A 23,006-nucleotide genomic window follows, 5' to 3' on the forward strand; every position below is an offset into this window, starting at 1 on the left:
TTTTGGCGGGCGGATCTCGCTCGCCCGGGGGCGCCGGGGCGGGCCGCCCCGCCAGTCGACGGCCAGCCCCCGCACCTCGAGCTCGGCGAGCGCCGCCACCAGTGTCTCCGGCTCCCGGCGCCCGCTCCGCGTGGCCGCCACCGCCACCGGCTCGCCGTCACCCTGGCTGATGGTGCCGAAAGCGCCACCGTCGACGCCGTCCTGGCTGGTGGTGGCGTCATCGTCGGCGAGGCAGGTGGGTAGGAGGGTGGCCAGTACGGCGTCCGGGCCGAGTTCGAGGTACGCGCGGGCGCCCTCGGCGTGCAGCCGGCGGGCCGCGGTGTCGAAGCGGACGGCCCCGCGCACATGCGCGACCCAGTGCTCGGGGGTGCGCAGCGCGTCCGCGTCGAGGGCACCGCCCAGGGCGGAGACGATCGGCACCGTGGGCCGGCGGTAGGTGACGCCGGCGGCCACCTCGCCGAAGGCGGCCAGCATCCCGTCCATGTGGGGGGAGTGGAAGGCGTGGCTGACGGTCAGGCGCCGTACCGCGACGCCACGGGCCGCCCAGTCGGCGGCGACGCGGGCGGCGGGCTCGGTGTCACCGGCGATGACAGTCGCCGTCGGACCGTTCACCGTGGCGATCTCGACCTGACCCTCGAGTCCGGCCAGGGACTCGGCGACCTGCGCCGCGCCGGCCCGGATCGCGATCATCGCCCCGCCGGGTGGGCAGGCCTGCATGAGCCGGCCCCGGGCGGCGACCATCGTGACCGCGTCCTCGATCGACCAGATGCCGGCGACGTGGGCGGCGGTGAGCTCGCCGATGGAATGTCCGGCGAGCAGTCCCGGGGTCAGCCCCCAGGAGGTGACCAGTCGGTAGAGCGCCGTCTCGAAGGCGAACAGCGCCGGCTGGGTGTAGGCGGTCCGGTGCAGCGGATGCCCCGAGCCCGCGTCGGCTCCCGATCCGGCCTCCGCGTCCGTGTCCCCGTCCGCGTCCGTGTCCGTGTTGTCGGCGAACATCACCGTCCGCAGTGGACGGTCGAGGTGGGGGTCAAAGGCGGCGCAGATCTCCTCGAGCGCGTCGGCGAACACCGGGTACGCGGCGTACAGCTCACGGCCCATCCCGGGACGTTGACTGCCCTGCCCGGTGAACACCACGGCCAGATGACCATCCACCAGCCGGGGTGACAGGCTGCCGCGGACCAGCCCGGTGGCCTCCCGGCCGTCGGCGAGCGCCGTCAGCGCGGTGGTCAGCCGGCCGCGTGGGTCGTCGCCACCTGCGACGATCACCGCCCGGTGCTCGAAGCGGGACCGTCCGGCCAGGGTGAACGCCACGTCGGCGAGGTCGAGCTGGTGGTGTCCCTGGAGATGGCCGGCGAGGCGACGGGCCGCCGCGCGCAGCGCCGTCGGCGTGCGACCGGCCAGCACCACCGGCTGCGGCCCACCGTGGTCACCGGACAGCGCGCGATCTGCCGCGCTCCGGTGCGCCGCGGTCTGGTCGGACGCGGGCCGATCCGGTGTGGTGCGCTCGGGTGCGACGCGCCGGACGGGTGTGCTGCGCGCGGGCCGCGGGTCGGTGTCGTGCTCGGGGTGCCGTGGCGCGGGAATGACGTCGGCCAGCGCGGGCGCGGTCCGGGCGGCGGGCGCCTCCTCGAGGATGACATGCGCGTTCGTGCCGCTGATGCCGAACGCCGACACCCCGATCCGCCGGGTCCGGGCGTCCGTCAAGGGCCAGGCCACCGGCTCGGTGAGCAGCGCGACCGTGTCGTCGGACCACGCCACATGCGGCGTCGGGTTCTTGACGTGCAGGGTGGCGGGCAGCAGCTCGTGGCGCAGCGACTGCACCGCCTTGATCACCCCGGCGGTGCCGGCGGCGGCCATCGCATGCCCGATGTTGGACTTCAGCGTCCCCAGGTACAACGGCCGCCGCGACGGCCGGGAACGGCCGTAGGTGGCCAGCAGCGCCTGCGCCTCGATCGGGTCACCGAGCACCGTGCCGGTGCCGTGGGCCTCCACGGCGTCGACGTCCTCGGCACGCAGACCCGCGTTCGCCAGCGCCTGGGCGATGAGCCGCTGCTGCGACCCCCGGTTCGGCGCGGTCATCCCGTTGCTCGCACCGTCGGCGTTCACCGCGCTGCCACGCAGCACCGCCAGCACCGGATGGTGGTTGCGCTGCGCGTCGTCGAGCCGTTCCACCAACAGGACGGTGGCCCCGTCCGCCCAGCCGGTGCCGTCCGCGTCCGCGGAGAACGCCTTGCAGCGACCGTCGGGCGCCAGGCCCCGCTTGCGGCTGAACTCCACCAGCATGCTCGGCGTCGACATGATCGTCACTCCGCCGGCCAGCGCCAGGTCACATTCGCCGGTGCGCAGCGCCTGCCCGGCCAGATGCAACGCCACCAGCGACGACGAGCACTGCGTGTCCACACACAGCGCCGGACCCTCGAACCCGAACGTGTAGGCGACCCGGCCCGCGATGATCCCCGAGGCATTGCCGGTGAGCATCTGGCCCTGGGTCTCGTCCGGCGCCCGGTGCCAGGCCGCGCCGTAGTCCTGCAACGACACCCCGGTGAACACCCCGGTGCGGCTGCCGCGCAGCGCCCGTGGGTCGAGCCCGGCGCGTTCCAGCGCCTCCCAGCTCACCTCCAGCATCAGCCGCTGCTGCGGGTCGACGGCGGCGGCCTCCCGCGGACCGATCCCGAAGAAGGTCGCGTCGAACCGGTCGATGCCCGGCAGGAACCCGCCGTGGCGGGTGTAGGACGTGCCGATTCGCTCGGGATCCGGATCGTAGAGGTCGTCCAGGTTCCAGCCGCGGTCGTCGGGCAGTCCGCTGAGGGCGTCCCGACCCTCGGCGACCAGCTCCCACAACGCCTCCGGCGAATCCACCGCACCCGGCAGCCGGCAGGCCATGCCGACGATCGCCAGCGGCTGCGCGCCGAGCGCCGTCGACAGCCCCTGTGCCCGGGCGGTGTACGCCTGCTCGTCCAGCCCCAGCAGATCCTGCCGCAGCAGCGTGGCCAGGGCCGCCGGGGTCGGCTGGTCGAAGAACACCGTCGCCGGAAGGCGCACCCCGGTCGCCTCGCCGAGCCCCTCGCGCAGGCGTGCCGCGGCCTGGCGGTAGATGCCCAGCCGGCGCCACGGGGCATGTCGGTGCCCGCGCACGCTGCCCTCCCGGGGCCCCACCACCCGGTCCAGCTCGCTGTCCACCAGATCGAGAAGGATGCCGATCTGCGCGTCTTCGGTCAGGCCGGTCAACCGGCCGTGCCAGGCCCGCGCATTCTCGTCTGCCCGCCCGACCGCCCGCTTCGGAGGCGGGTCAAGGAATTCTGCGGTCTTTCCCATATGAAGCTTCTCCCGACGGTATGTCTGCGGCGGCGATTGACCGGAACTACGCACCTCCGGTCGCGCAAACTGATGTCTACCACGGGTGCTCCTATGCCGGAACGCCAAACCGAAACGCGTTTCTCCGTCGATGTCGCATATTCGCCGCATGCCGGGCTGCATGCCCATTGACCTGCAACGATGGAAGTATTAAGGCGAGGACGGCACCCGCGTCCACACCCGCTCTCACCGCGCAGAAAACATCGGCGATGCCCTGAGGTGGCAATATTCGACGGGTGCCCGCAGACGGGCTACAACGCCCCTTCCCGTGGCCACCGGAAAAGCTGCGAGAACATCCTTCGTCCCCCGCGCCCCGCCTGACCTGCCTGGCCCGCGGATGGCGTCCATGCCGTCCGCGGGCCGGTTCGCCATCCGTCCCCGACCGCCGCCATGCCATCGCCGTTGTCGCGGCCACCGCCGCCATGTCACGCCCGTGACCGGTCTCAGAACAAGATCCGCCTACCGGGGTCGTCCTGGGGGCAGATCGGACACGGACCGCCACGGCGACCCGTGTGCATCTCGCGCACCCGCGGCTTCCGAAAGTAGCGTCACAGAAAGTGACCTTGGTCGAGGGGCGGCGCCGCGTCGCACGAACAAGCCAGCCGCCCCCGACGCCGACGTCGGGGGCGGGGCGGGGTGGTGTTGAGGTGGCGTTCGGGGGCGACTTCGCACGGGAGTCGGTCAGGCAGGGCGCGGTCGATCGGGGTCGATCGGCCGGCGGCCTGCCCGACCGCGGGGCGTCCGGGCCGTGCAGCCGGTGCGGGCCTGTCCGGGTCGCGCAGCCTGGGCGGGCTGGGCGGCTGGTCGGGGCACGTCTCCGCAGTGGGCTGGGGCCGGGCGTCGTGCGGTCGGTGTGCCCGGGTACCGGGTGAATCAGGTGGAGCTGTGGGTGGACGTGCTGTGCGCGGGGGTGGTGTGGACCGGCGTGCCGTAGGCCGGCGTGGGATGGGCCGGCGTGATGTGGGCCGGAGTGAGGTGTGGCGGTCGGGCGGGGCCGGCGGCCACGGCGGGCTGTTCGGCGACGCCGCGGGGGACGGCGCCGGCGAGGCGGTCGAACCAGGCGGCCCGGCTGATGGCGTAGACGGCGTGTTCCTCGCCGTGCAGCCACTGCAGGCGGGCGCAGGTCATGCCGAGGCGTTCGGCGACGCGGACCGACGCGGTGTTCTCGGGCAGGATCACCGAGATCACCTCGGCGAGTTCCGGCCGTTCGGCGAACACCCAGCTGATTGCGGCGGTGCCGGCCTCGCGGGCGTAGCCGCGGCCCCAGCGGTCCCGGCGGATGAACCAGACCGCTTCGATGCCCGGCCAGCCGGGTTCGGTCCACAGGCCCGCGCGGCCGACGAGGTCGCCGGTGGCCCGTTCCACGACGGCCCAGGGTCCGACGCCGGTCAGGGCCCAGCAGCCGATGTTGCCGGCCATCGCGTGCCAGACGCTGTCGGGATCACAACGGCCGCCGATGTAGCGGGTGAACTCGGTGTCCGACCAGATCGTGACGAAGCCCGGGGCGTCACTGGAACGCAACGGACGCATAACCAGCCGGTCGGTAGAAAGGGTTGGAATGGTAACCAGTGTGGCTTTTGTTCTGGTCATCCGGTACCGCCTGCCGGAAGCGTGCGGCATGCCTCGAGGAACGAGGAGACCGCGGGGAGCCGATGATGGGACGGTGCGAACGAGGACGCGCACTGGCGCAGTCTCGCCTTCACAGTATGCGTCAGCTCGTCCGGCGCGGTGCGGATGACGTCCATGGCGATACGGGCGGCCTCCTCGGGTTCCGGGTCCCGTCCGATGAGGAACTTCGACGCATACGACATGTACGCGTGCTGTGATTCCTCGACGGTGTAGTCACCGCCCTTGCGCTGATAACCGGCGATCGCGATCGGTGCCCATTCCTGTGCCATGTCGACATCCCCCATGTTGATGGCGACACCCGACCGGAACATGGCGACGGCGGCCGGGCCGACCGGTGTCTCACCGGGCATCGGGGCCATGGTGCAGGAGGCTGCCTCCATTCGGTTCAAAGCGTTGCGAGCAGAATCCTCGTCGCCCATCTTCGCGTAGGCCCGTGCCTCGTAGGCAGCCATTCTGGCGTCCATGTAAGGATGGCGTACGTGCTGGACGATGTTCAGTGCCGCGACTGCCTGCCGATAACGTTGCGTGTGATAGGCGATCGAGCTCTGCAGCGCCGCCACCGACATGATCAGCACCGGTTCGCCGATTTCGTCGGCATAGGTGCCGGCCAGGCCGGCAAAGCGGCGGGCGGAGCGGAAGTCGTTCGTGTTGAACGCCAGCCGACCGAGGAAGTACGTGAGCTGCCCGCCGAGCTGCGTGACCCGGGCCCGGGTGCCAGCCGACATCCGACCGTCCAGGATCGACTCGATCTGCTTCCAGCGTTCCGCGACCTCGCCCAACAGCGCCAGATGTGGGGCGGAGCCGTAGACCTGTGCGATCTCGTCGACGTCGGACTCCAGCTCGTCGAGCGTGCGGTCCGATGCGCTGCCTGTCTCGATCCGCTGGCGGGTGGACGCCGCGATCGCCGACAGGGCCGGCAGTGCCGGGAGTGCAGCGAACTCTCGCCGGTTCGTGGAAATCACCTCATGGTCAATGGTCCGTGCACCATGGGTAATCAGCATCCCCTCCGGTGCAGGGACAAACTCATCGGTTGGTCGTCGCATCGGCGGGACGACGCCGAGACGGCGCGCCCGCTTCTCCCGATCGGCGGCGTCGCGCAGCCGGCGAATCGCCCCCCCGCAGGGAAGAACAACGTCCAGGGCATCGGAGAGATCTGGTGAAGGCACCTCCCTCCCATTTACCGCCCTGGACACCTGCTGCCGCTTGAAGCCGGTCCGTTCGGCCAGTCTGCTGATGTTTGTCTCGTTGTCTCCGATCAATGACTGGAGCATGCCTGCCAGCTCGTCCAGCGAATCATTGCGTTGCCGTTCAGCCTCCACCGTGAACCTCCCAGGCGCATCCATGTCGGAGGGTGCAACGAGCCGTTGCGGGTCAGGCACCCATCTGTTGCACTCTGTCGTCGGGTCGCAGCGAACTGTGTCATGACCCGAAACCGCGGCACCTTCGAGCCATCGGGCGAGCGACGCCCACTGTCCCGAGATCAACGTTGATCCAGCCGCCTTTGTTTCGTGGAGGTTGCATGACGCCGCCGAGCCCTTCGGCAGGAATACCGAGCACTCTCTCGGTGCCCCTCACGGTTGAGAAGGTTGCCCACACCACACACCCAACTGCGGACAACCAGGTTCAGGCCCCCGGCCCACCGCGGACTACCCGGGATGGGGGGGACATACCGCCGGATCCTGCGCACAGCGGTAGTCACACGGGACCTTGGTCCCGCTATCGACATCATCCCGACGCTCGGCCAACAGTGGGACCACCCACCGGAGGTGCCCCCCGGGCCATACCTGTTCGGGTACCCCCGACGGGTCTGCCGGTGCGCAGGCCTGGCCGCCACTGGCTTTCGCCTCGTTACGCACCGTCGTCCGGATTCGCCATTCTGGTGCTGGACGAGGTCGGCAGTCCCGTTGAGACGGTGGTGGGTTGGGTCACCGAGAAGGCGGCCGAGCAGCACGCGCAGTCGCGCTATGGGAGCGGAAGGTATCGGGTCATGCCCTGCCGTCCGGTCGGGAACCAGTAGAACACCACGATCGCCAGGCGGGGCTGTCGGTTGGGCGGGGACCGGCTGGCAGCGGGCCGCAGGCGGGTTGTCCTGGGCTGCCAGCGGTTTCGCCGCGGAGGCCGCCGCGGGCGTCCGGCGCCGTGGCCACGCGGCTCGGTGGCCCGGATGCGGCCGGGTGCGGTCGCATCCGGTTCGTTGCACCGCCCGAAAAGTGGTGTCGTACCAGGGTCTTTCCGGGCCTGCCGGGGGAGCCGCCGGCCGGATGTTCGATGGCCCGAAGTGACCATGGAGGCCCCCGAACGTGGCCCCACACCAGCCCGTGAGCCCTCCCGGCGACCAGGTCGGCAGCCATCTGTCGGCTACGCGTCGGCCACTCGTCGGGACCCACCCGGCCGTCCGACCCTTGCGGGCCGCCGCTCGGCGGGGCGACACCATCGACGCAATGGTCGTCCGTGGTGGCCGAAAGGGACGGACGGGTACATCGTCCGGCCCGGTGTGTGCGCAGAAATACGCCGGAACGGCCGGGAGAGCCGTCCACTGATGGTTACCCACCGAGCAGTTGGGTGTTTATCGTGATAGTCGACCGGTCGTGTTGGGTCTGTGGTCGCGTGCTCTTTGCCGTCCGGACCGCTCACGTCGGCGGCGGATTGCGGACGGATTGTTGCCATCGGAGCCCTCGGGGCGATGGCGGCGGCGCAGTGTCGCACCCGATCCCGGACACGTCCAGTACTGCCGGCCGCAGCCGGCAGGTCCGGCACATCGCACAACACCCGCCGTTGGCATTCTGATGGGAATCGTCCCGGTGGGCGCTGCCGGTCGCACTGTTACGGACTCACCGCGGCATCGCTGGAGGTGTCGGTGCTCGCGGCCGAAGGGGCCCGGGGCGGCAGTGAACTGACCGGGTCCGCGTCGTTCACGGGTGTGGTCAGCGCGGGGGAGACGGCGGTGGTCGGCGCGGCGGCGGCCACCGCCTCGGCGGTCAGGGCCGCATCGGAGTCCGCGTCGAGAATGCGGCCACCGCGCAGCAGGGAGGCGAACGCGCCGATGACCGCCATGACGGTCGCCATCGTGAAAGCGATGACGAGACCGTGGTGGAACGGTCCGGAGATCAGATGGGGGAAGAACTCCCGTCCGGTGATCTCCTGGGCGTCCGTCGCGGGAAGTCGGTTCAGGGTGTCGGCACCGAGCAGGTTCTGCATCGGGTTGTACCCGAGGAACGCGGCGAACAGACTGCCGACCGGCGGCAGGTCGGCGACCCGGTTCACGGCGTCCGCCGGCACACCGCGGGCGGACAGCCCGTCGTGCAGCGAGGCGGGCAGCGAGGCGGCGAGCCCCGCGATCATCAGCGAGAAGAACAGCCCGATGGACAGCACCTGGCCGGAGTTCATGAACGTGCCGCGCATTCCGGACGCCCCGCCGCGCGCCGACGGTGGCACGACGTTCATCACCGCCGTCGTGTTCGGCGCGGAGAACAGGCCCGAACCGATGCCGTTGAGCAGCAGCAACAGCGCGAACACCGGATAGCTGAAGTCGGTGGGCAGCAGCACCAGACCGACGAACGTGGCGGCGACGACCAGCATCCCGCCGGTGGCGAACGCGCGGGCGCCGAAGCGGTCCGACAGGAAGCCCGAGGCCGGTCCCGCGATCAGGAAACCGACGGTCAGCGGCAACATGTAGATACCGGCCCACAACGGGGTGTCGCTGAAGTCGTAGCCATGCAGCGGCAGCCAGATGCCCTGCAGCCAGATGATCAGCATGAACTGCATGCCGCCGCGGGAGACCGCGAACAGCAGGATCGTTGCGTTGCCGGCGGCGAAGGCCCGGATGCGAAACAGCGCCAGGTTGAACATCGGCTGCGCGACCCGCCGCTCGACCACGACGAACAGCACCAGGCACGCCGCCCCGCCGACGAGCGCGCCGAGTACCTTCGGGCTCGTCCAGCCCATGTCGTGCCCGCCGTAGGGCTGGATACCGTAGGTGACGCCGGCGAGCAGCGCGGTCAGCCCGACCGCGAACGTGATGTTGCCCCACCAGTCGATGCGTGCGGCGACGCGGCGTCCGGTGTCACGCAGACTGCGGTACGACCAGATCGTGCCGACGATGCTGATCGGCACGCTCACCCAGAACACCGCGCGCCAGTTCCACTCGGACAGCAGCCCGCCCGCGACCAGCCCGATGAACGACCCGGCGAGCGCCGCGACCTGGTTGATTCCCATCGCCGTCCCGCGCTGGTGGGCGGGGAACGCGTCGGTGAGGATCGCGGTCGAGTTCGCCAGTAGCATCGCGCCGCCGATCCCCTCGATCACCCGGAACCCGATCAGCCACAGCGCCCCCGACGACCCCTGGAACGGAGTCAGGGTCAACCCGATCGCCGAGACGGTGAACAGGGCGAACCCCGCGTTGTAGATGCGGACCCGGCCGTACATGTCCCCGAGCCGGCCGAGCGTCACCACCAGCACCGCGGAGACCAGCATGTAGCCCATCAGCAGCCACAGCAGATAGCTGACGTTGCCCGGGGTGAGCGGATCGAGGTGGATGCCGCGGAAGATCGCCGGTAGTGAGATGATGACGATGGAACTGTTCACCGTCGCCAGCAGCACGCCGATCGTGGTGTTCGACAGGACCACCCAGCGGTACCGGGAGCCGGCCGCACGTGCGCCGCCGCCCGCTGGCTTCGCGCCTCCTCCGCCTCCTCCGCCTCCGCCTCCTCCGCCTGCTGATCCTGGTCCCGTGGGTCCTGCTGTCGCTGCCGTGGACATCCCGGCTGGTCCTCCCATCACTTCCCGGACGACGGTGACCGAGGCTCGACGGCGATACCGACGGTCGGGGGTTCGGCAAGGGCCTCGAACCGGTGTGGGCACGGGCGACGGCGGTTGTGCCGCGGCGTGTCGCGTCGGCTGCGGGAGGCGTCGGAGATGGACACCGGCCGGCCGCCGTACTCACATCGGAAAGTTACTTGCCTAGTAATAACAGGTTGCGCGAGGTTCGTCCTGCCACATGGGCTACCTGGTGGCCGGCGGTCTTCGGGCAGGTCACCGCCCCCACCGGGGCGTGCGCCGAGGGTGAGTGCTCCGCTGGTCAATGTCCCTTTTCCGGCTTTTGCGACGGAATTGTTGGCCAAGTCGTCGGTGGACGGCGATGCCGGCGTAAGAGTGGACGGCAAAGCTGGGAGACGTATCGCAACGACTGCCGAGGGAGTGGGGCACCGTGGCCACCGATGTCGAGAGCACGCTGGGCGCCGACGACTACGACGAGTTCGGCCTCCTGCACGAGAACGCCGAGGAACTCGGTCTGCCATGGGCCGGGCGGCCGGACGTCAGCCGCGGCTTCGCCGACCTGCCGGACGGCGGCCGGCTGAGCTACCTGCGGTGGGGGCGCGCCGAACCCGAGATCGTGTTCCTGCACGGTGGCGGGCAGAACGCCCACACCTGGGATTCGGTCGCCCTCGCGCTGGGCCGCCCGGCGCTCGCGTTCGACCTGCCGGGGCACGGCCACTCGTCCTGGCGCGACGACCGTGACTACGGTCCGTGGCGTAACGCGGACGCACTCGGAGCGGTGTTGCCGGCGCTCGCGCCTGAGGCGATCGCCGTCGTCGGGATGTCGCTCGGCGGCGCCACCACGATCCGGCTGGCGGCGACCCGTCCGCGACTGTGTCGTCATGTGGTGATCGTCGACGTCACCCCGCAGGTCACCGAGCCCGACCGGATGCCCAAGGGCGCCGACCTGGGCACCGTGGCACTGATCAGTGGCCCGCCGACGTTCGACTCGTTCGAGGAGATGGTGGCCGGGACCGCGGCGCTGAGCCCGAACCGGCCGGCCGCCGCGGTGCGCCGCGGGGTTCGGCACAACGCCCGTCGTCTGCCGGATGGCCGGTGGGGCTGGCGCTACGACCTGTTCGGGCCGCGTGCGGCGCGGGGTGCGGGGGCGGTGGGCCGGCAGGACGGTCGCGACCCCGCTGACCTGTTCCCGCTGTGGGACGACGTCGATGCGATCACCGCACCGACCCTGCTGGTCCGCGGCGGTGACTCGCGGTTCGTGCACGACAGCGACATCGTCGAGTTCCGCCGGCGGCTGCCGTCCCTGCGGGACGCGGTGGTGACCGGCGCCGGCCATGCCGTGCAGAGCGACCAGCCCCTCGAGCTGACCCGCCTCATCCGCGAGTTCGTGGGCGCGGCTCGGTCGGCCTGAGCATCAGGTCTGGCGGTCTGGGGGCGTCGGAAGCGCTGTTGTCAGGCGGTCGATCACCGATAGTGATGCGAAAAGGTGCGGTGGTCTCTCTGCAGACACTTACCTGGCTAAGTGTCACCTATTGGCAGCGGTTCACGTCGGGTTAGCGATTTGACCCTGGAGCAGGATAAAAAATCGCTGTCCGTGGATTTCCTGATTCGAAGTGTGACCGAAGTGGCCTGGTGGCGGTGGGTCGCCGGGGCGGGAGTGAAGCGGCCAGGCTATCGGTAAGGTCCGACATCCTTACGAAACGTCACCGGGCTTGTTGCTGCCGGTCTTGACGGGTGCCGGCCGTTGTATCGGTCGGTGCCGGTGCTGGCGGTCGGTGCCGAGGTCGGCGGTCGGTGCCGAGGTCGGTGTTGGCGGCCTGCGGTGAGGGTTGCTGGCCGAAGGTATGGAGCGCGGCCGGGTGTAGTCGGACGAGAGTTACCCCGCTGGCCTGTTCATGCGACGCAGCGTCATTCCCCTATCGGCATTACTTTCTGTGACTGCGCGGTCGAGGGTCGAGGGTCGAGGATGTGGGGTGCAGATGGGACGCCGTGGGGGTGTCTGTGTCCGTTTTGCCCCCTGGCGGCGACCTGTGTATGCGGATCTTGCTTCGAGACCGGTCGCGGGACGTGGCGGTGGCGGGGTGGTGTTGCTGCCTGTGGGAGTGAGGTGCGGTTTGGCTGCGGAGAGTGGGCTGGTTGGTGGGCGCGTTCGCGGCGGCGCAGCCATGATGTTTCTGTCGCCACCGAAGCGGCCAGCAGAGTCGGGGCGGGGTGGTTGGGAACGCGAAGGGCCCCGGTCCGCACCGGAGGGATCCGGCGCGGACCGGGGCCGAGGAACGCCCGGTGGGTGGTCAGCCTGAGGCGGCGGCGGTGAGGTCGTAGACGGTCTGGCCACCGACGGTGGTGGCGGTGTAGTGGGCGGCGACCCAGGTCGCGATCCGCGATGCGGTCGAGGTCGAGCCGTTGTTCCCGCCCATCCCGCCCATCCCGCCCGAGACGAAGTAGTGGATGCGGCCCTCGGCCACCCACTGCTGGAACTGGGCCAGGGTGGGAGCTGGGTCGCTGCCGTCCCAGCCGCCGACTGCGATCACGGACTGTCCGCTGGCGAGCTCCAGCTCCGCGGCGGTCGTCGCCCCGGAGGTGGCCGCTGCCCAGGTCGTCGTCGACTTCGACAACAGCGCGACCAGTTCCGAGTTCGCGCGCTGCCCACCGCCGTTCCCCATGTCACCGGCTGCCTGCGTCGTGCCACTGGTGGCTGACGTGCCAGTGGTGGACGGGGTGCCGGTGCTGGACGTGGTGGACGGGGTGCCGGTGGTCGTGGCGGTGCTGGACGTGGTGGGGGTGGTGCCGGTGGTGCCGGTGGTCGTGGCGGTGGTGGACGTGGTGGGGGTGGTGGGGGAGGTGGTGCCGGGGGGGCCGGTGGGGGGCTGGCCGCCGAAGTCGCCGCGCGTTCCGCGGCCGGGGCCGCCGTCCTGGGCGGAGGCGACGGCCGGGCCCGAGGATGGGGTGGAGCCGGTGTGCGCCTGGGCGACGGTGGCCAGGGTGTAGGCGGTGCTGCCGGCGCCGAGGCCGAGCGCGGTGGCCAGGGCGAACGCGACCGCAAGGCGTCCGGGGCGGCCTGCGGCGGGACGTCCGGCGGCGCCGAAGGCGAGGGCCAGGGCGACGAGCAGGCAGCCGATCAGGATGATCCAGCGCAGGGCGGGCAGCCAGGTCGACACCCGGTCGAGCAGCACGTGGTTCCAGACGCCGGTGACGGCGACCATCGCGGCCAGGGCGATCCGCGCCGAACGGCGGTCGCGGACCTGCCACAGGCCGCAGCCGACGCCGGCGACCAGCGCGGCGATCGCCGGGGCGAGGGCGGCGGTGTAGTACGGATGGATGATGCCGCTCATGTAGCTGAACACCAGGCCGCTGACCAGCAGCCAGCCACCCCACAGCAGCAGGGCGGCCCGGCGGGCGTCGGTGCGTGGTGTGCGCCGGGTCGCCCACAGGCCGGCGACCAGGGCGAGCAGCGCCGTGGGCAGCAGCCAGGAGATCTCTCCGCCCATCCGCTCGGCGAACAGTCGGGTGATGCCGGTCGGACCGCCGAACGAGGCGCCCATCCCACCGCCGCCACCGCCGGCGCCGGACCCGGCGGAGGCACCGAAGATCCGTCCGAGGCCGTTGTAGCCGAGTGCGAGCTGCCAGAGGCTGTTGTTCGTGGAACCGCCGATGTAGGGGCGGGATCCGGCCGGCCACAGGTCGACCAGCGCCACGTACCAGCCGGCGGACACGATGATCGTGCCAAGGCCGGCCAGCAGGTGCACCAGCCGGCGGCGCAGCCCGGTGGGCGCGGCGACCAGGTAGGCGAGCCCGAGTGCGGGCACGATCAGCAGCGCCTGCGCGAGCTTCGTCAGGAAGGCGAATCCGAGGCAGGTGCCGGCCACGCTGAGCCAGCGCCAGCTCGCCCGCTCGACGGCCCGCACCGTCGCGTAGGCGGCGCCGACCAGCAGCAGCACCAGCAGCGCGTCCGGATTGTTGAAGCGGAACATCAGCGCCGCCACCGGCGTGAGGGCGAACGCGGCGCCCGCGAGCAGCCCGGTGCGGACGTCGGCGGTGCGCCGCACCGTCGCGGCGAGCAGACCGACCGCGGCCACCCCCTCGAGTGCCTGCGGCACCAGCACCGACCAGGACGAGAACCCGAAGATCCGCGCCGAGAGCCCCGACACCCACAGCGACGCCGGCGGCTTGTCCACCGTGATCGCGTTTCCGGCGTCCAGCGAACCGAACAGCAGCGCCTTCCAGCTCTGCGAACCGGCCTGGGTGGCCGCGGCATAGAAGCTGTTCGCATAGCCGGACGCGCTCAGGTTCCACAGGTACAGCAGCGCCGTTACCCCGAGCAGGACGAGCAGGGCCGGGCGTGCCCACCTCGGGTCGTCCGCGGGGCCCTGGAGCAGGCGGCGGGTCAGGCTCGGTCCGTGGTGGCCGTCGCCGGCCTGGCGCCGCCGTCCACCGGGTTCGGGCCGGTGGCGCCGGGGCGGGGAGCCGGTGGCCAAGGGCTGCTCGGTCACCGGCCACCGGTCCGGCGGCGTGATCGTGGACGGCGGCGGGCTCGCCTGCGCTGGTGTCATGGTCCCAACGGTCAGGCCCGCCGCTGCGAGATCGCTGTGTCGCCGCTGTGCGGTCGCTGTGCGGGCTCAGCGGGCGCCGAGCAGACCTCGCATCGTGGCGATCTCGGCGGTCTGCGAGGTCCGGATGTGCTCGGCGAGCTGCTTGGCCGGCGGGTACCGGCCGCCCTGCAGCTCCATGGCCGCCATGGCGATCGCACCCTCGTGATGGGTGATCATCATGGTGAGGAACATGGTGTCGAACGCCGTCCCGGACGTCTTCGCCAGCGCTGCCAGATCCTCGTCCGACATCATTCCCATGCCGGCCTTGCCGGCGGTGCCGTCTGCGCTGGTGCCGTGTCCGCTGGTGTCGTGTCCGCTGGTGTCGTGTCCGCTGGTGTCGTGGCCCTCATGCCCGCCGATGCGGTGGGTGTGGGTGGGGTGCCCGTCGTCCGCGCTCGCGCTGTCGACGGCGGACGGGACGGGTTCGGACCAGGCGGTGAGCCAGCCGGTCATGGTGACGATCTCGGGGGTCTGGGCGGCATGGATCTGGGTGGCGAGGGCCCTGATCTGGGCGTTCTGGGTACGGGTCGACACCAGGCCGACCATGTCGACGGCCTGCCGATGGTGCGGGATCATGTCCTGGGCAAAACGGGTGTCGGTGCTGTTGTGATCCGGGGTACTGCTGCCGCAGGCGGTGAGAAAAGCTGCGGCCAGCAGGGCGGAAACGAACAGGACGAGCCGTTTCATGCGGGCTCCTCGTCGGGTGAAGGTCAGTGAAGACGGCGACGGACGGCACGCCGGCGGTGGTCTGCGGCGGGCGCGCGGGAGTTCGTCGGTCTACCGACGCAGCACGCAGAGCGAGGTGAACAACGGCACCGAGCACGAGAACGGGCCGCCCGGCGGCGGAGACCGTCCCGTCCTCGGTGGTGCGACTGCGGACGGTCGCGGCGCCGCCCGGGCCACCCGCAGCCTCGCGGCGACGAGCAGGGCGACCAGCAGCACCAGCGCCCCGGCCGCCCGGAGAAACGCCTGGCAGGTCAACCCGCCATGCCAGCCGTGCCCGTCATGCCCCTCGTGCCCGCCGCCGTGATCGCCGTGATCGCCGTGGCTGCCGTGGCTGCCGTGGCTGCCGTGGCTTTCGAGCATTGCGGCGTGACGTGTCGACGCCTCGGCGAGGTGCGTCGGCGGCGGGGCCTGGCGTCCTGGGGCACCCGTACCGGTGCCGGCGCCGGCGGGGGCGGACAGGCCGCCGTGCATGAGCAGGATGCCGAGCAGCACGGGAACGGCCATCAGCAGCCCTGCGTACCCGCCCGGACCACGGCGACGTGCGCGCGAGGTCCGGGGGCAGGCGGCCACCGGCTCATGATGCCCGGCCCGGATCGTCGCCCGTCCGGCCCGCGACAGTGACGATCGCGATACCAGTTGCAGCCGCCGTGGCCGACGGTTTTGTGCGCCGACGGCTCCCGCGCGCAGTCGTGGCGGGATGTTCTCCCGGTGCACTACGTTGCCTGCTGGACTACAGGGTTGCCTGCTGGACCACAGGGTTGCCTGCTGGACCACAGGTTCGGAAGGGAGTCCCATGCCCCTGGCCATCACCGACGACCACCGGGCGCTCGCCGAGGTGGTGCGCGACGTCGCCGTGGCCGAGGACCTGCGCGCACTGACCCGCCGGGCAGTGGACGCACTGCCTCCGCCGCTGGAGGGCCCACCCAGCATCTACCGCACCGCCCGCCCAGCGCCGCCGCCCGCGCACGGTTCCGCGCAACACCTGGGTGGTGGTTCCGCGCAACACCAGAGTGGTGCGGGGGCGTCCGCCGGTGGCGGCGAGGCACCGCCGGGTGTGGGCGACAGTTGGGCGGAGTCGGCCTGGCGGCGCATGACGGAGCTCGGCTGGCTGGGGCTGCATCTGCCCGAGGAGTACGGCGGGTCCGGGTTCGGCCTGGCGGAACTCGCGATCGTCGGCGAGGGCCTCGGCGGGCAGGTCGCGGGCGGCCCGTTCCTGTCGACGGTGGCCGCCTCCGCGGTCATCGCCGCGGTCGGTGGGGCCGAGTTGCGCGCGGCCCTGCTGCCCGGCCTCGTCGACGGCAGCCGCGTCGCCTCGCTGGCGACCGCTGCCACGGTGATCGCCGACGCCGCCGGCACTGTGGGCGTCGCGGGTACGTCCGGTACAGCGGGTGCGCCGCCGGCGGGGCTGCTGCTGGACGGGGAGGTGCCGGCGGCCCTCGGCGGGGTGTGGGCGGGGATTCACCTGGTGCCGGTCGGCGCGGACGATCTTGTTGTGGTGGTGGCGGACGCGCCCGGATTGACGGTGCGGCCGGCCGAGCGGGCACTTGATCCGTCCCTGGGGCTGGCCGCGCTCACGTTGCGCGGGGTGGCGCCGCATCCGGCGGGGGTGTTGCCCGGCGGACGGGCGGTGGCGGTGCGGGTGCTGCGCGTCCTCGCCGCCGCGGAGGCGGCCGGTGGGGCGCGGGCCACGCTCACGATGGCACTCGAGCATGCGAAGATCCGCGAGCAGTTCGGCCGCGTCATCGGCGGATTCCAGGCGGTGAAACATCACCTGGCGAACATGTTCGTCCAGACGGAGCTCGCCACCGCCGCCGCCTGGGACGCCGCCCGGGCGTTCGACGGCGGCCCGGCCGGCGGCGAGCTGGTGGCCGGGGGAGAGCTGGCGGTGGTGGCGGCGGCGGCGCTCGCGCTGCCGGCGTACGAGCACAACGCCCGGCTGAACATCCAGCTGCACGGCGGCATCGGGTTCACCTGGGAGCACGACGCGCATCTGCACCTGCGTCGCGCGGCGGCACTGGCGGTGCTCGCCGGGCCGGTCGACGGTGCGTGCGAGGACGTCGCGGCGCTGGTGCGGGCCGGGGTGACGCGGCGCTTCGCCGTCGAGCTGCCGCCGCAGGCCGAGCAGTATCGTCGGCAGGCCCGGGCGTTCGTCGAACGGTACTTCGCCGCGCCCGAAGCCGAGCGGCGCGGGCTGCTCGCCGACAGCGGCTACCTCGTCCCGCACTGGGCGAAGCCGTGGGGGCGCGGGGCGGGGCCGGTCGAACAGCTCGTCGTCGAGGCGGAGTTCGCCGGCGTGGACGTACCGGACCTGGCGATCGGCGGCTGGGTGCTGCTGAGCATCACCCAGCACGGCACGCCGGAGCAGATCGCGCGGTGGCTGCCGCCGAGCCTGCACGGGGACCTGGTGTGGTGCCAGCTGTTCAGCGAACCGAACGCCGGCTCCGACGCCGCCGCGGTCACCACCCGTGCCGACCGGGTCGACGGCGGCTGGCGGATCACCGGGCAGAAGGTGTGGACGACCGGTGCCCGTAGCTGCAACCGGGGCCTGGCGACGGTGCGGACCGACCCGTCCGCGACCAAGCATCGTGGCATCACCACGGTGGCGATCGATCTGACCGGGCCCGGCGTCGAGATCCGCCCGCTGCGCGAAATCACCGGCGAGGCCCTGTTCAACGAGGTCTTCTTCGACGACGTGTTCGTCCCGGACGCCGACGTCGTCGGCCCGGTCGGCGCCGGCTGGACGGTCGCCCGCGCGGTGCTCGGCAACGAACGGGTCTCCATCGGCGGCGGCAGCGGCGGTGACCGCCGCTCGGTGGCCCGGCTGCCCGAGCTGCAGGCCCGCTACGCCGCCGCCGACGTGGGCGTGGCCCGCGAGGTCGGCCACCTGCTCGCCGTCACCCATGCCCTGGACGTGCTGAACCTGCGCTCGGTGCAGCGGGCCGTCGTCGGCGCCGGGCCGTCCCCGGAGGGCAACGTGAGCAAGCTGGCGGCGGCCGAGTGCGCCCAGCAGGCCAGCGAGCTCGCCGTGCGGATCGCCGGCGCCGCCGTCGCGACGGGCGCGGAGGCGGAGCTCGGCCGCGCCTATCTGATGGGCCGGGCGCTGACGATCGCCGGCGGCACCTCCGAAATCAGCCGCAACGTCATCGCCGAGCGTATTCTCGGCCTGCCCCGCGAGCCCGGCCTGCGCTGACACGATCCGGACGGCCCACGGCCCACGGCCCACGGCCCACGGCCCACGGCCCACGGCCCCCTACAGGCCCCATCCCACCGCCGGGTTCCGGTAGGCGCTCGCCACGGCGGGGTCTACGCCACGGCGTAGTGCAGGATGCCGTCGACCTCGCCGGCACGCAGGCGGCCCTGGGCGACGAGCAGGTCCAGATGGGCCGCGGTCTCGGTGACGGCCATCATCCGGTTGAACATGTCGAGGTCGTCGAAGGCGTGGGCCCGGCGCGTCCACGTCATCGCCCGCGCGACGGCGTAGGACGTGTCGGCGCCGACGCGCACGGCGTCCTCGGCGACGTCCAGGCGGGTCGCATGATGGGCGAGCAGCTCGTCGATCCGGGCATGCGCACTGTCGGTGACCGGGCCGTGGGCGGGCAGCAGCCGGGCGTCCGGCATCGAGCGGACCAGACGCAGCGAGTCCAGGAACGCCCCCAGCGGCAGCGGCCCCGGATCGCTGGTCAGCCCGATCGACGGGGTGATGGTCGGCAGCACGTGGTCGCCGGCGAACAGCAGCCGGGACGCCTCGTTGTGAAACACCACATGCCCGCGGGTGTGCCCCGGGGTGGGCACGGCCCGCAGGGTGATCCCGTCGAGCGGGACGTCCACCGGAGCTTGCAGCCACTCGTCGGGCAGCTCCCACTCGTCGGTGGACTCGTCCTGCGCGATCTGCTGGTCGAAGAACCGCATGATCTCGGTGGCGAGCTCCTGGGCACCCAGGCGCACCAGGGTGCGGCGCTGGTTCTCCCGACCCTGCGCCCGCGTGTTGTGGAGAAACCGGTCGAGCGCCGGCTGCTCCCCGATGCCGAGCGCCACCTGCATCCCGAACCGCCGCCGCAGCACCACCGCCTGGGTGTAATGATCACGGTGGATGTGGGTGACCAGGAACCGCCGGATGTCCCCGAGCCCCGCACCGAGCTTGCCCAGCGCCGCCTCGAGCTGCTTCTCCGCCTCGGGCACCGACCAGCCCGCGTCGATGAGCACCAGCCCGTCCGGTTGCTCGAGCGCGTACACGTTGACCGCCCGCAACCCGTCGTTCGGTAGCGGCAGCGGAATCCGGTGCACTCCCGGCTCCACCTGCTCGACGCCCGGTTCGGCCCACTCCGGCAGTGCTCGTGTCCCGCTGATGTCGCACCCCTCCACCGCTTCGCCAGCCCAGCCTGCCGCGTTCCGTTCTGCCTGGAGGCGGTGTCGCCGAACTCTTACCAGGCTAATCATCGCACCGTGGCCCGACCGGGGCATCCGGCCGTGAACGGTGCCACGCACCGTGACCTGTGCCGACGCCCGGCCGCCGGCCGGACCGCCTGCCACTGGACGTCCGGAGACCGCCCTTCCGGACGGAGATCTGCGGTGTCCACCTCCCGATCCGCTGTGCGCACCGATCCGCTGTGATGGCCGGATGCCGACGCCGGTGCCATCGGTAGCGCTGGCCGCCTGATGGCGCCCGGAATATCCGTGCCAGGATGATCCGGTATTCCTTCATGTCAGTGGGCCCGGTGTAGTTTGTGCCGACGTGCGGGTCGCCTGCAGCCCGCGCAGCCAACCGGAACGGGGGCGCGGGGGTGGCGCACGTGTTCGTCAGCCATCGAGGTGCTGATGCTGTACTGGCCGAACAGCTGGCCGAGGCGCTTCGCCTGGCGGGTCACACGGTATGGCTCGATATCTGGGAGGTCATCGCCGGCGACTCCATCGTGGGCGCGATGAATTCCGGGCTGGCCGCAGCCGATTTCGTGGTGTTGTGCCTGTCTAGTGGGACGGTGGAGGCGCCGTGGATTTCGCGAGAATGGGCGTCGACGATGGCCCGCCAGTTGGAGGGCCATCCGGTCCGTGTGCTGCCGGCCGTGCTGACGGGTGGCAGCGCGCCCGCAGTCCTGGCCGATCTGAAGGCAGCGGATCTGGTTGCCGACTGGGATAGCGGGGTGGCAGCTCTGCTGGCGGCCATCAACCGGTAATCGGAGCACAATCGATGATCACGGTCCTGCTGGCGCATGCCCCCGGTGAGGAGGCGCGCGCCGAGGAGCTGGCAGTGCCCCTGCGCACGGCCGGCTACGACGTCTGGCATTTCGGCGATGTCGTCGTCGGCGAGTCCCTCACCGAGGAGGCATCGCGCGTCCTGAGCCAGAACGGTCCGGTCGTGCTGTGTGGAACAGCGCGCGCCATGGGGACCCGGCTGCCCCGGCATCTGCTGAATGCCGCGCGCAGTCGCGGGCCGCAGGCGCGGATCTTTCCCGTGCACATGGACCAGGATGCCGACCTGGACAGCGCGGTCTTCGGTACGCAGGTCGCGGTCTACTGGGCGGACCAGGTGAAGGCCATCGATGACCTGCTGGCCGCACTGCGCAAGTACTACCCGCTTTCCTCGGATGGCGGGACGGCTGGCGCCGGCGCGGAACCGGTCGGGCGTGGTGGGCTTCCTCTCGCGGTGCGGTCGGCATATCTGAGCCAGCTGGTCCAGCGGTACCGGCGGCTGGATCTCGAAGTGCTGACCCCTGTCGAGCATGAAACACATCTGCCGGTGCTGTTGCAGTCGGTCTTCGTGCCGCAGGGAGTGCGGGCGGACCCGCCGCCGGTGGAGCTGTCCAAGGAGCTGTGGCGCCGGTTGGTGGAAGCTGGTGAGATCGATGAGTCCGATCTGCCGGACGGCCTGGATCTCGATCGCCTGGTGCACGCGAGGGACACGTACGCGCAGCGGCCGGTGCAGCCGGTCCTGGATGTCGTGACGGCAGCGGAGCACCGGCTGCTTGTGCTTCTCGGCGACCCCGGCGCAGGGAAGTCGACGCTCGCGCGTTTTCTGGTGCTGTCGCTCGCTGGCGGTGCAGGTGAGCATCGTCTGTCCGGGTTGGAAGGGAGACTGCCGATCCTGGTTGAGCTACGGCTGTTTGTGGATCTGCGGCGGGAGTGCCCGACGTTTCTGGACTACCTGCACCGCCTCCATGAGACGGATGGCCTGGGACTTCCCGCGGACCGGCTGGACGACCACCTGCGCCGTGACGGTCACGCCCTGGTGGTCTTCGATGGGTTGGACGAGCTGTTCGACCCGAAGGAACGTGAGGCGGTCGCCCGGCAGATCGTCGGCTTCGCCGCTCGCTACCCTCTGGTGCGGATCGTGGTCACGTCCCGGGTGATCGGCTACCGGCGTTCCGTGCTGGATGACGCCGGGTTCACCCATTACACCATCCAGGATCTCGACGATGAACAGGTCGGTAGATTTGCCGACAGCTGGTACCAGTTGGCGCTGCACGACCGGCCGGGCGAGATCGCCCCCAGACGGGACCGGTTGCTGCGGGCGATCCACGGTTCCGCGTCTATTCGGGAGCTTGCGGGAAACCCGCTGCTTCTGACCATACTGGCGATCATCGGACGGCGCCAGGAGCTGCCGCGTGACCGGCACGAAGTCTATGCCCACGCCGCCGCGGTCCTCGTCGAGCAGTGGGATATCAACCGGCACCTGCGTGATGTCAACGTAGTAATTGACTACATTGACAGCGAGGATCGCCGTGAGCTGCTGCGTCGCGTTGCCGCGCGCATGCAGAACGGTCGGAAAGGTCTGGCCGGAAATCATATTCGCGGGGCGGATCTGGTCAATGAGTTCGCGAGCTACCTGCGTAGTCAGTATCAGCTGGAGGTACCCGCGGCCCGGCAGGCCGCACGGGTGATGCTGGCCCAGTTCTGGGAACGGAATTTCATCCTGAGTCGATATGGTGCGGACGTCTACGGGTTTGTCCATCATGCTTTTCTTGAGTACTTCTCCGCCCAGGAGATCGTGCAGCGCTTCCACGCCCGTGAGATCGACCCCGACTATCTGAGAAGCCGCGTCTTCGGGGAGCACTGGGCGGACGAGGCCTGGCAGGAGGTTCTTCTTCTGGTCGCGGGAATCCTCGGTGACCGTTTTTCTCGCCAGATTGTCGACTATCTGGCGAAAGAAGCCAACCCGTTTGGAATGGAAACCGCAGTATTCTCGCCGCGAAATCTGGTCCTAGCGGTGCGTTGCTTTGTGGAGGTGCGTAACCTCGCGGCGGCCGAGTTGCAGGGCAGAAAGATTCTGGAGTCCTTGATCGAAACCTTGGAGTACTCGGCGGGCAGATCGGCATCGGAAGTCGACAGAATGATAGAAGAGGAAATTCTGCCGCTGATTCAAGTTGTCGGCTCCAGGTGGCCCGGTCGTGCCCGCTATCGCGACTGGTTTGTTGTTCTGGGCGGTAGTATTGCATGGTGGCCCACATCGAAACTGATCGGCGGAATCTTCGTCTCGCTGTTTACGGATGAGCCGGACACTCGTCGGCGTTTTTTCGCTGCGACCAGTTCCGTGTTGGACTATCGGCTTCGCAGGGCCGCGGTGGAGGTGGTGGCGTCGAACTGGCGTGAGGATCCGGAGACGCCGGGTTGGTTGCGTGCGCGTGCCGTCGAGGATCCTGACGGTTTTGTGCGGCAGGCGGCGGTGGAGGCGGTGGCGTCGGGGTGGCGTGAGGATCCGGAGACGCCGGGTTGGTTGCGTGTGCGTGCCGTCCAGGATGAGCACCGTTTTGTGCGGCAGGCCGCGGTGCGGGCGGTGGCGGTGCGGGCGGTGGCGTCGGGGTCGCAGGGGGATCCGGAGACGCTGGGTTGGTTGCGTGTGCGTGCCGTCGAGGATCCTCACGGTTTTGTGCGGCAGGCGGCGGTGGAGGCGGTGGCGTCGGGGTGGCGTGAGGATCCGGAGACGCTGGGTTGGGTACG

12 protein-coding genes are annotated in these 23,006 nt (G+C 70.8%); 4 read left to right on the forward strand and 8 right to left on the reverse strand.

Features of this window, described 5'->3' with window-relative positions:
• The 4 genes from ND747_RS08430 to ND747_RS08445 all read right to left on the reverse strand — a co-directional run.
• A partial coding sequence (locus tag ND747_RS08430) for a type I polyketide synthase (protein WP_251732926.1) occupies positions 1-3,315 on the reverse strand: 3,315 nt, incomplete at its 3' end.
• Positions 3,316-4,227: 912 nt separating this feature from the next.
• Positions 4,228-4,974, reverse strand: coding sequence for a GNAT family N-acetyltransferase (locus ND747_RS08435; RefSeq protein ID WP_308204588.1), 747 nt, complete (start codon positions 4,972-4,974; stop codon positions 4,228-4,230).
• Entirely contained in the window at positions 4,941-6,467 is a 1,527-nt protein-coding gene (locus ND747_RS08440) for a hypothetical protein (protein ID WP_251732927.1), read from the reverse strand. Before ND747_RS08440 ends, ND747_RS08435 begins: the two co-directional genes overlap by 34 nt.
• Before the next feature lie 1,339 nt (positions 6,468-7,806).
• Positions 7,807-9,609, reverse strand: coding sequence for an MFS transporter (locus tag ND747_RS08445; protein ID WP_374216185.1), 1,803 nt, complete (start codon positions 9,607-9,609; stop codon positions 7,807-7,809).
• Positions 9,610-10,189: 580 nt separating this feature from the next.
• Between ND747_RS08445 and ND747_RS08450 the strand changes: the two genes are divergently transcribed.
• The gene (locus ND747_RS08450) at positions 10,190-11,170 is read left to right on the forward strand and encodes an alpha/beta fold hydrolase (protein ID WP_251732929.1); all 981 of its coding nucleotides are present in this window, start codon (positions 10,190-10,192) and stop codon (positions 11,168-11,170) included.
• An 880-nt stretch (positions 11,171-12,050) separates the two neighbouring features.
• On the opposite strand, the gene ND747_RS29280 is transcribed toward ND747_RS08450, so the two are convergent.
• From ND747_RS29280 to ND747_RS08465, 3 genes are all read right to left on the reverse strand, one after another.
• Entirely contained in the window at positions 12,051-14,309 is a 2,259-nt protein-coding gene (locus tag ND747_RS29280) for a glycosyltransferase family 39 protein (protein WP_285900200.1), read from the reverse strand.
• 66 nt (positions 14,310-14,375) lie between these two features.
• Positions 14,376-15,035, reverse strand: coding sequence for a DUF305 domain-containing protein (locus tag ND747_RS08460; RefSeq protein ID WP_251732930.1), 660 nt, complete (start codon positions 15,033-15,035; stop codon positions 14,376-14,378).
• 90 nt (positions 15,036-15,125) lie between these two features.
• Positions 15,126-15,578 (reverse strand): hypothetical protein, encoded by a 453-nt coding sequence (locus ND747_RS08465; protein WP_251732931.1) that lies wholly within the window; start codon positions 15,576-15,578, stop codon positions 15,126-15,128.
• A gap of 289 nt (positions 15,579-15,867) precedes the next feature.
• Here ND747_RS08465 and ND747_RS08470 point away from each other — a divergent pair, with 289 nt between their 5' ends.
• Positions 15,868-18,264 carry an acyl-CoA dehydrogenase gene (locus ND747_RS08470; RefSeq protein WP_251732932.1) on the forward strand — a complete coding sequence of 799 codons (2,397 nt, stop codon included), beginning with the start codon at positions 15,868-15,870 and terminating at the stop codon, positions 18,262-18,264.
• Between the two features lie 113 nt (positions 18,265-18,377).
• Here the strand turns inward: ND747_RS08470 and ND747_RS08475 are convergent, their stop codons facing one another.
• Positions 18,378-19,436, reverse strand: coding sequence for an MBL fold metallo-hydrolase (locus tag ND747_RS08475; RefSeq protein ID WP_251732933.1), 1,059 nt, complete (start codon positions 19,434-19,436; stop codon positions 18,378-18,380).
• 428 nt (positions 19,437-19,864) lie between these two features.
• Between ND747_RS08475 and ND747_RS08480 the strand changes: the two genes are divergently transcribed.
• Both ND747_RS08480 and ND747_RS08485 read left to right on the forward strand, forming a co-directional pair.
• Positions 19,865-20,245 (forward strand): toll/interleukin-1 receptor domain-containing protein, encoded by a 381-nt coding sequence (locus ND747_RS08480; protein ID WP_251732934.1) that lies wholly within the window; start codon positions 19,865-19,867, stop codon positions 20,243-20,245.
• Between the two features lie 14 nt (positions 20,246-20,259).
• Positions 20,260-23,006 (forward strand): NACHT domain-containing NTPase (locus ND747_RS08485; protein ID WP_251732935.1); only part of this gene is annotated, 2,747 nt, incomplete at its 3' end.

This window comes from Frankia sp. R82 (assembly GCF_023716925.1).
GTDB lineage: Bacteria > Actinomycetota > Actinomycetes > Frankiales > Frankiaceae > Frankia.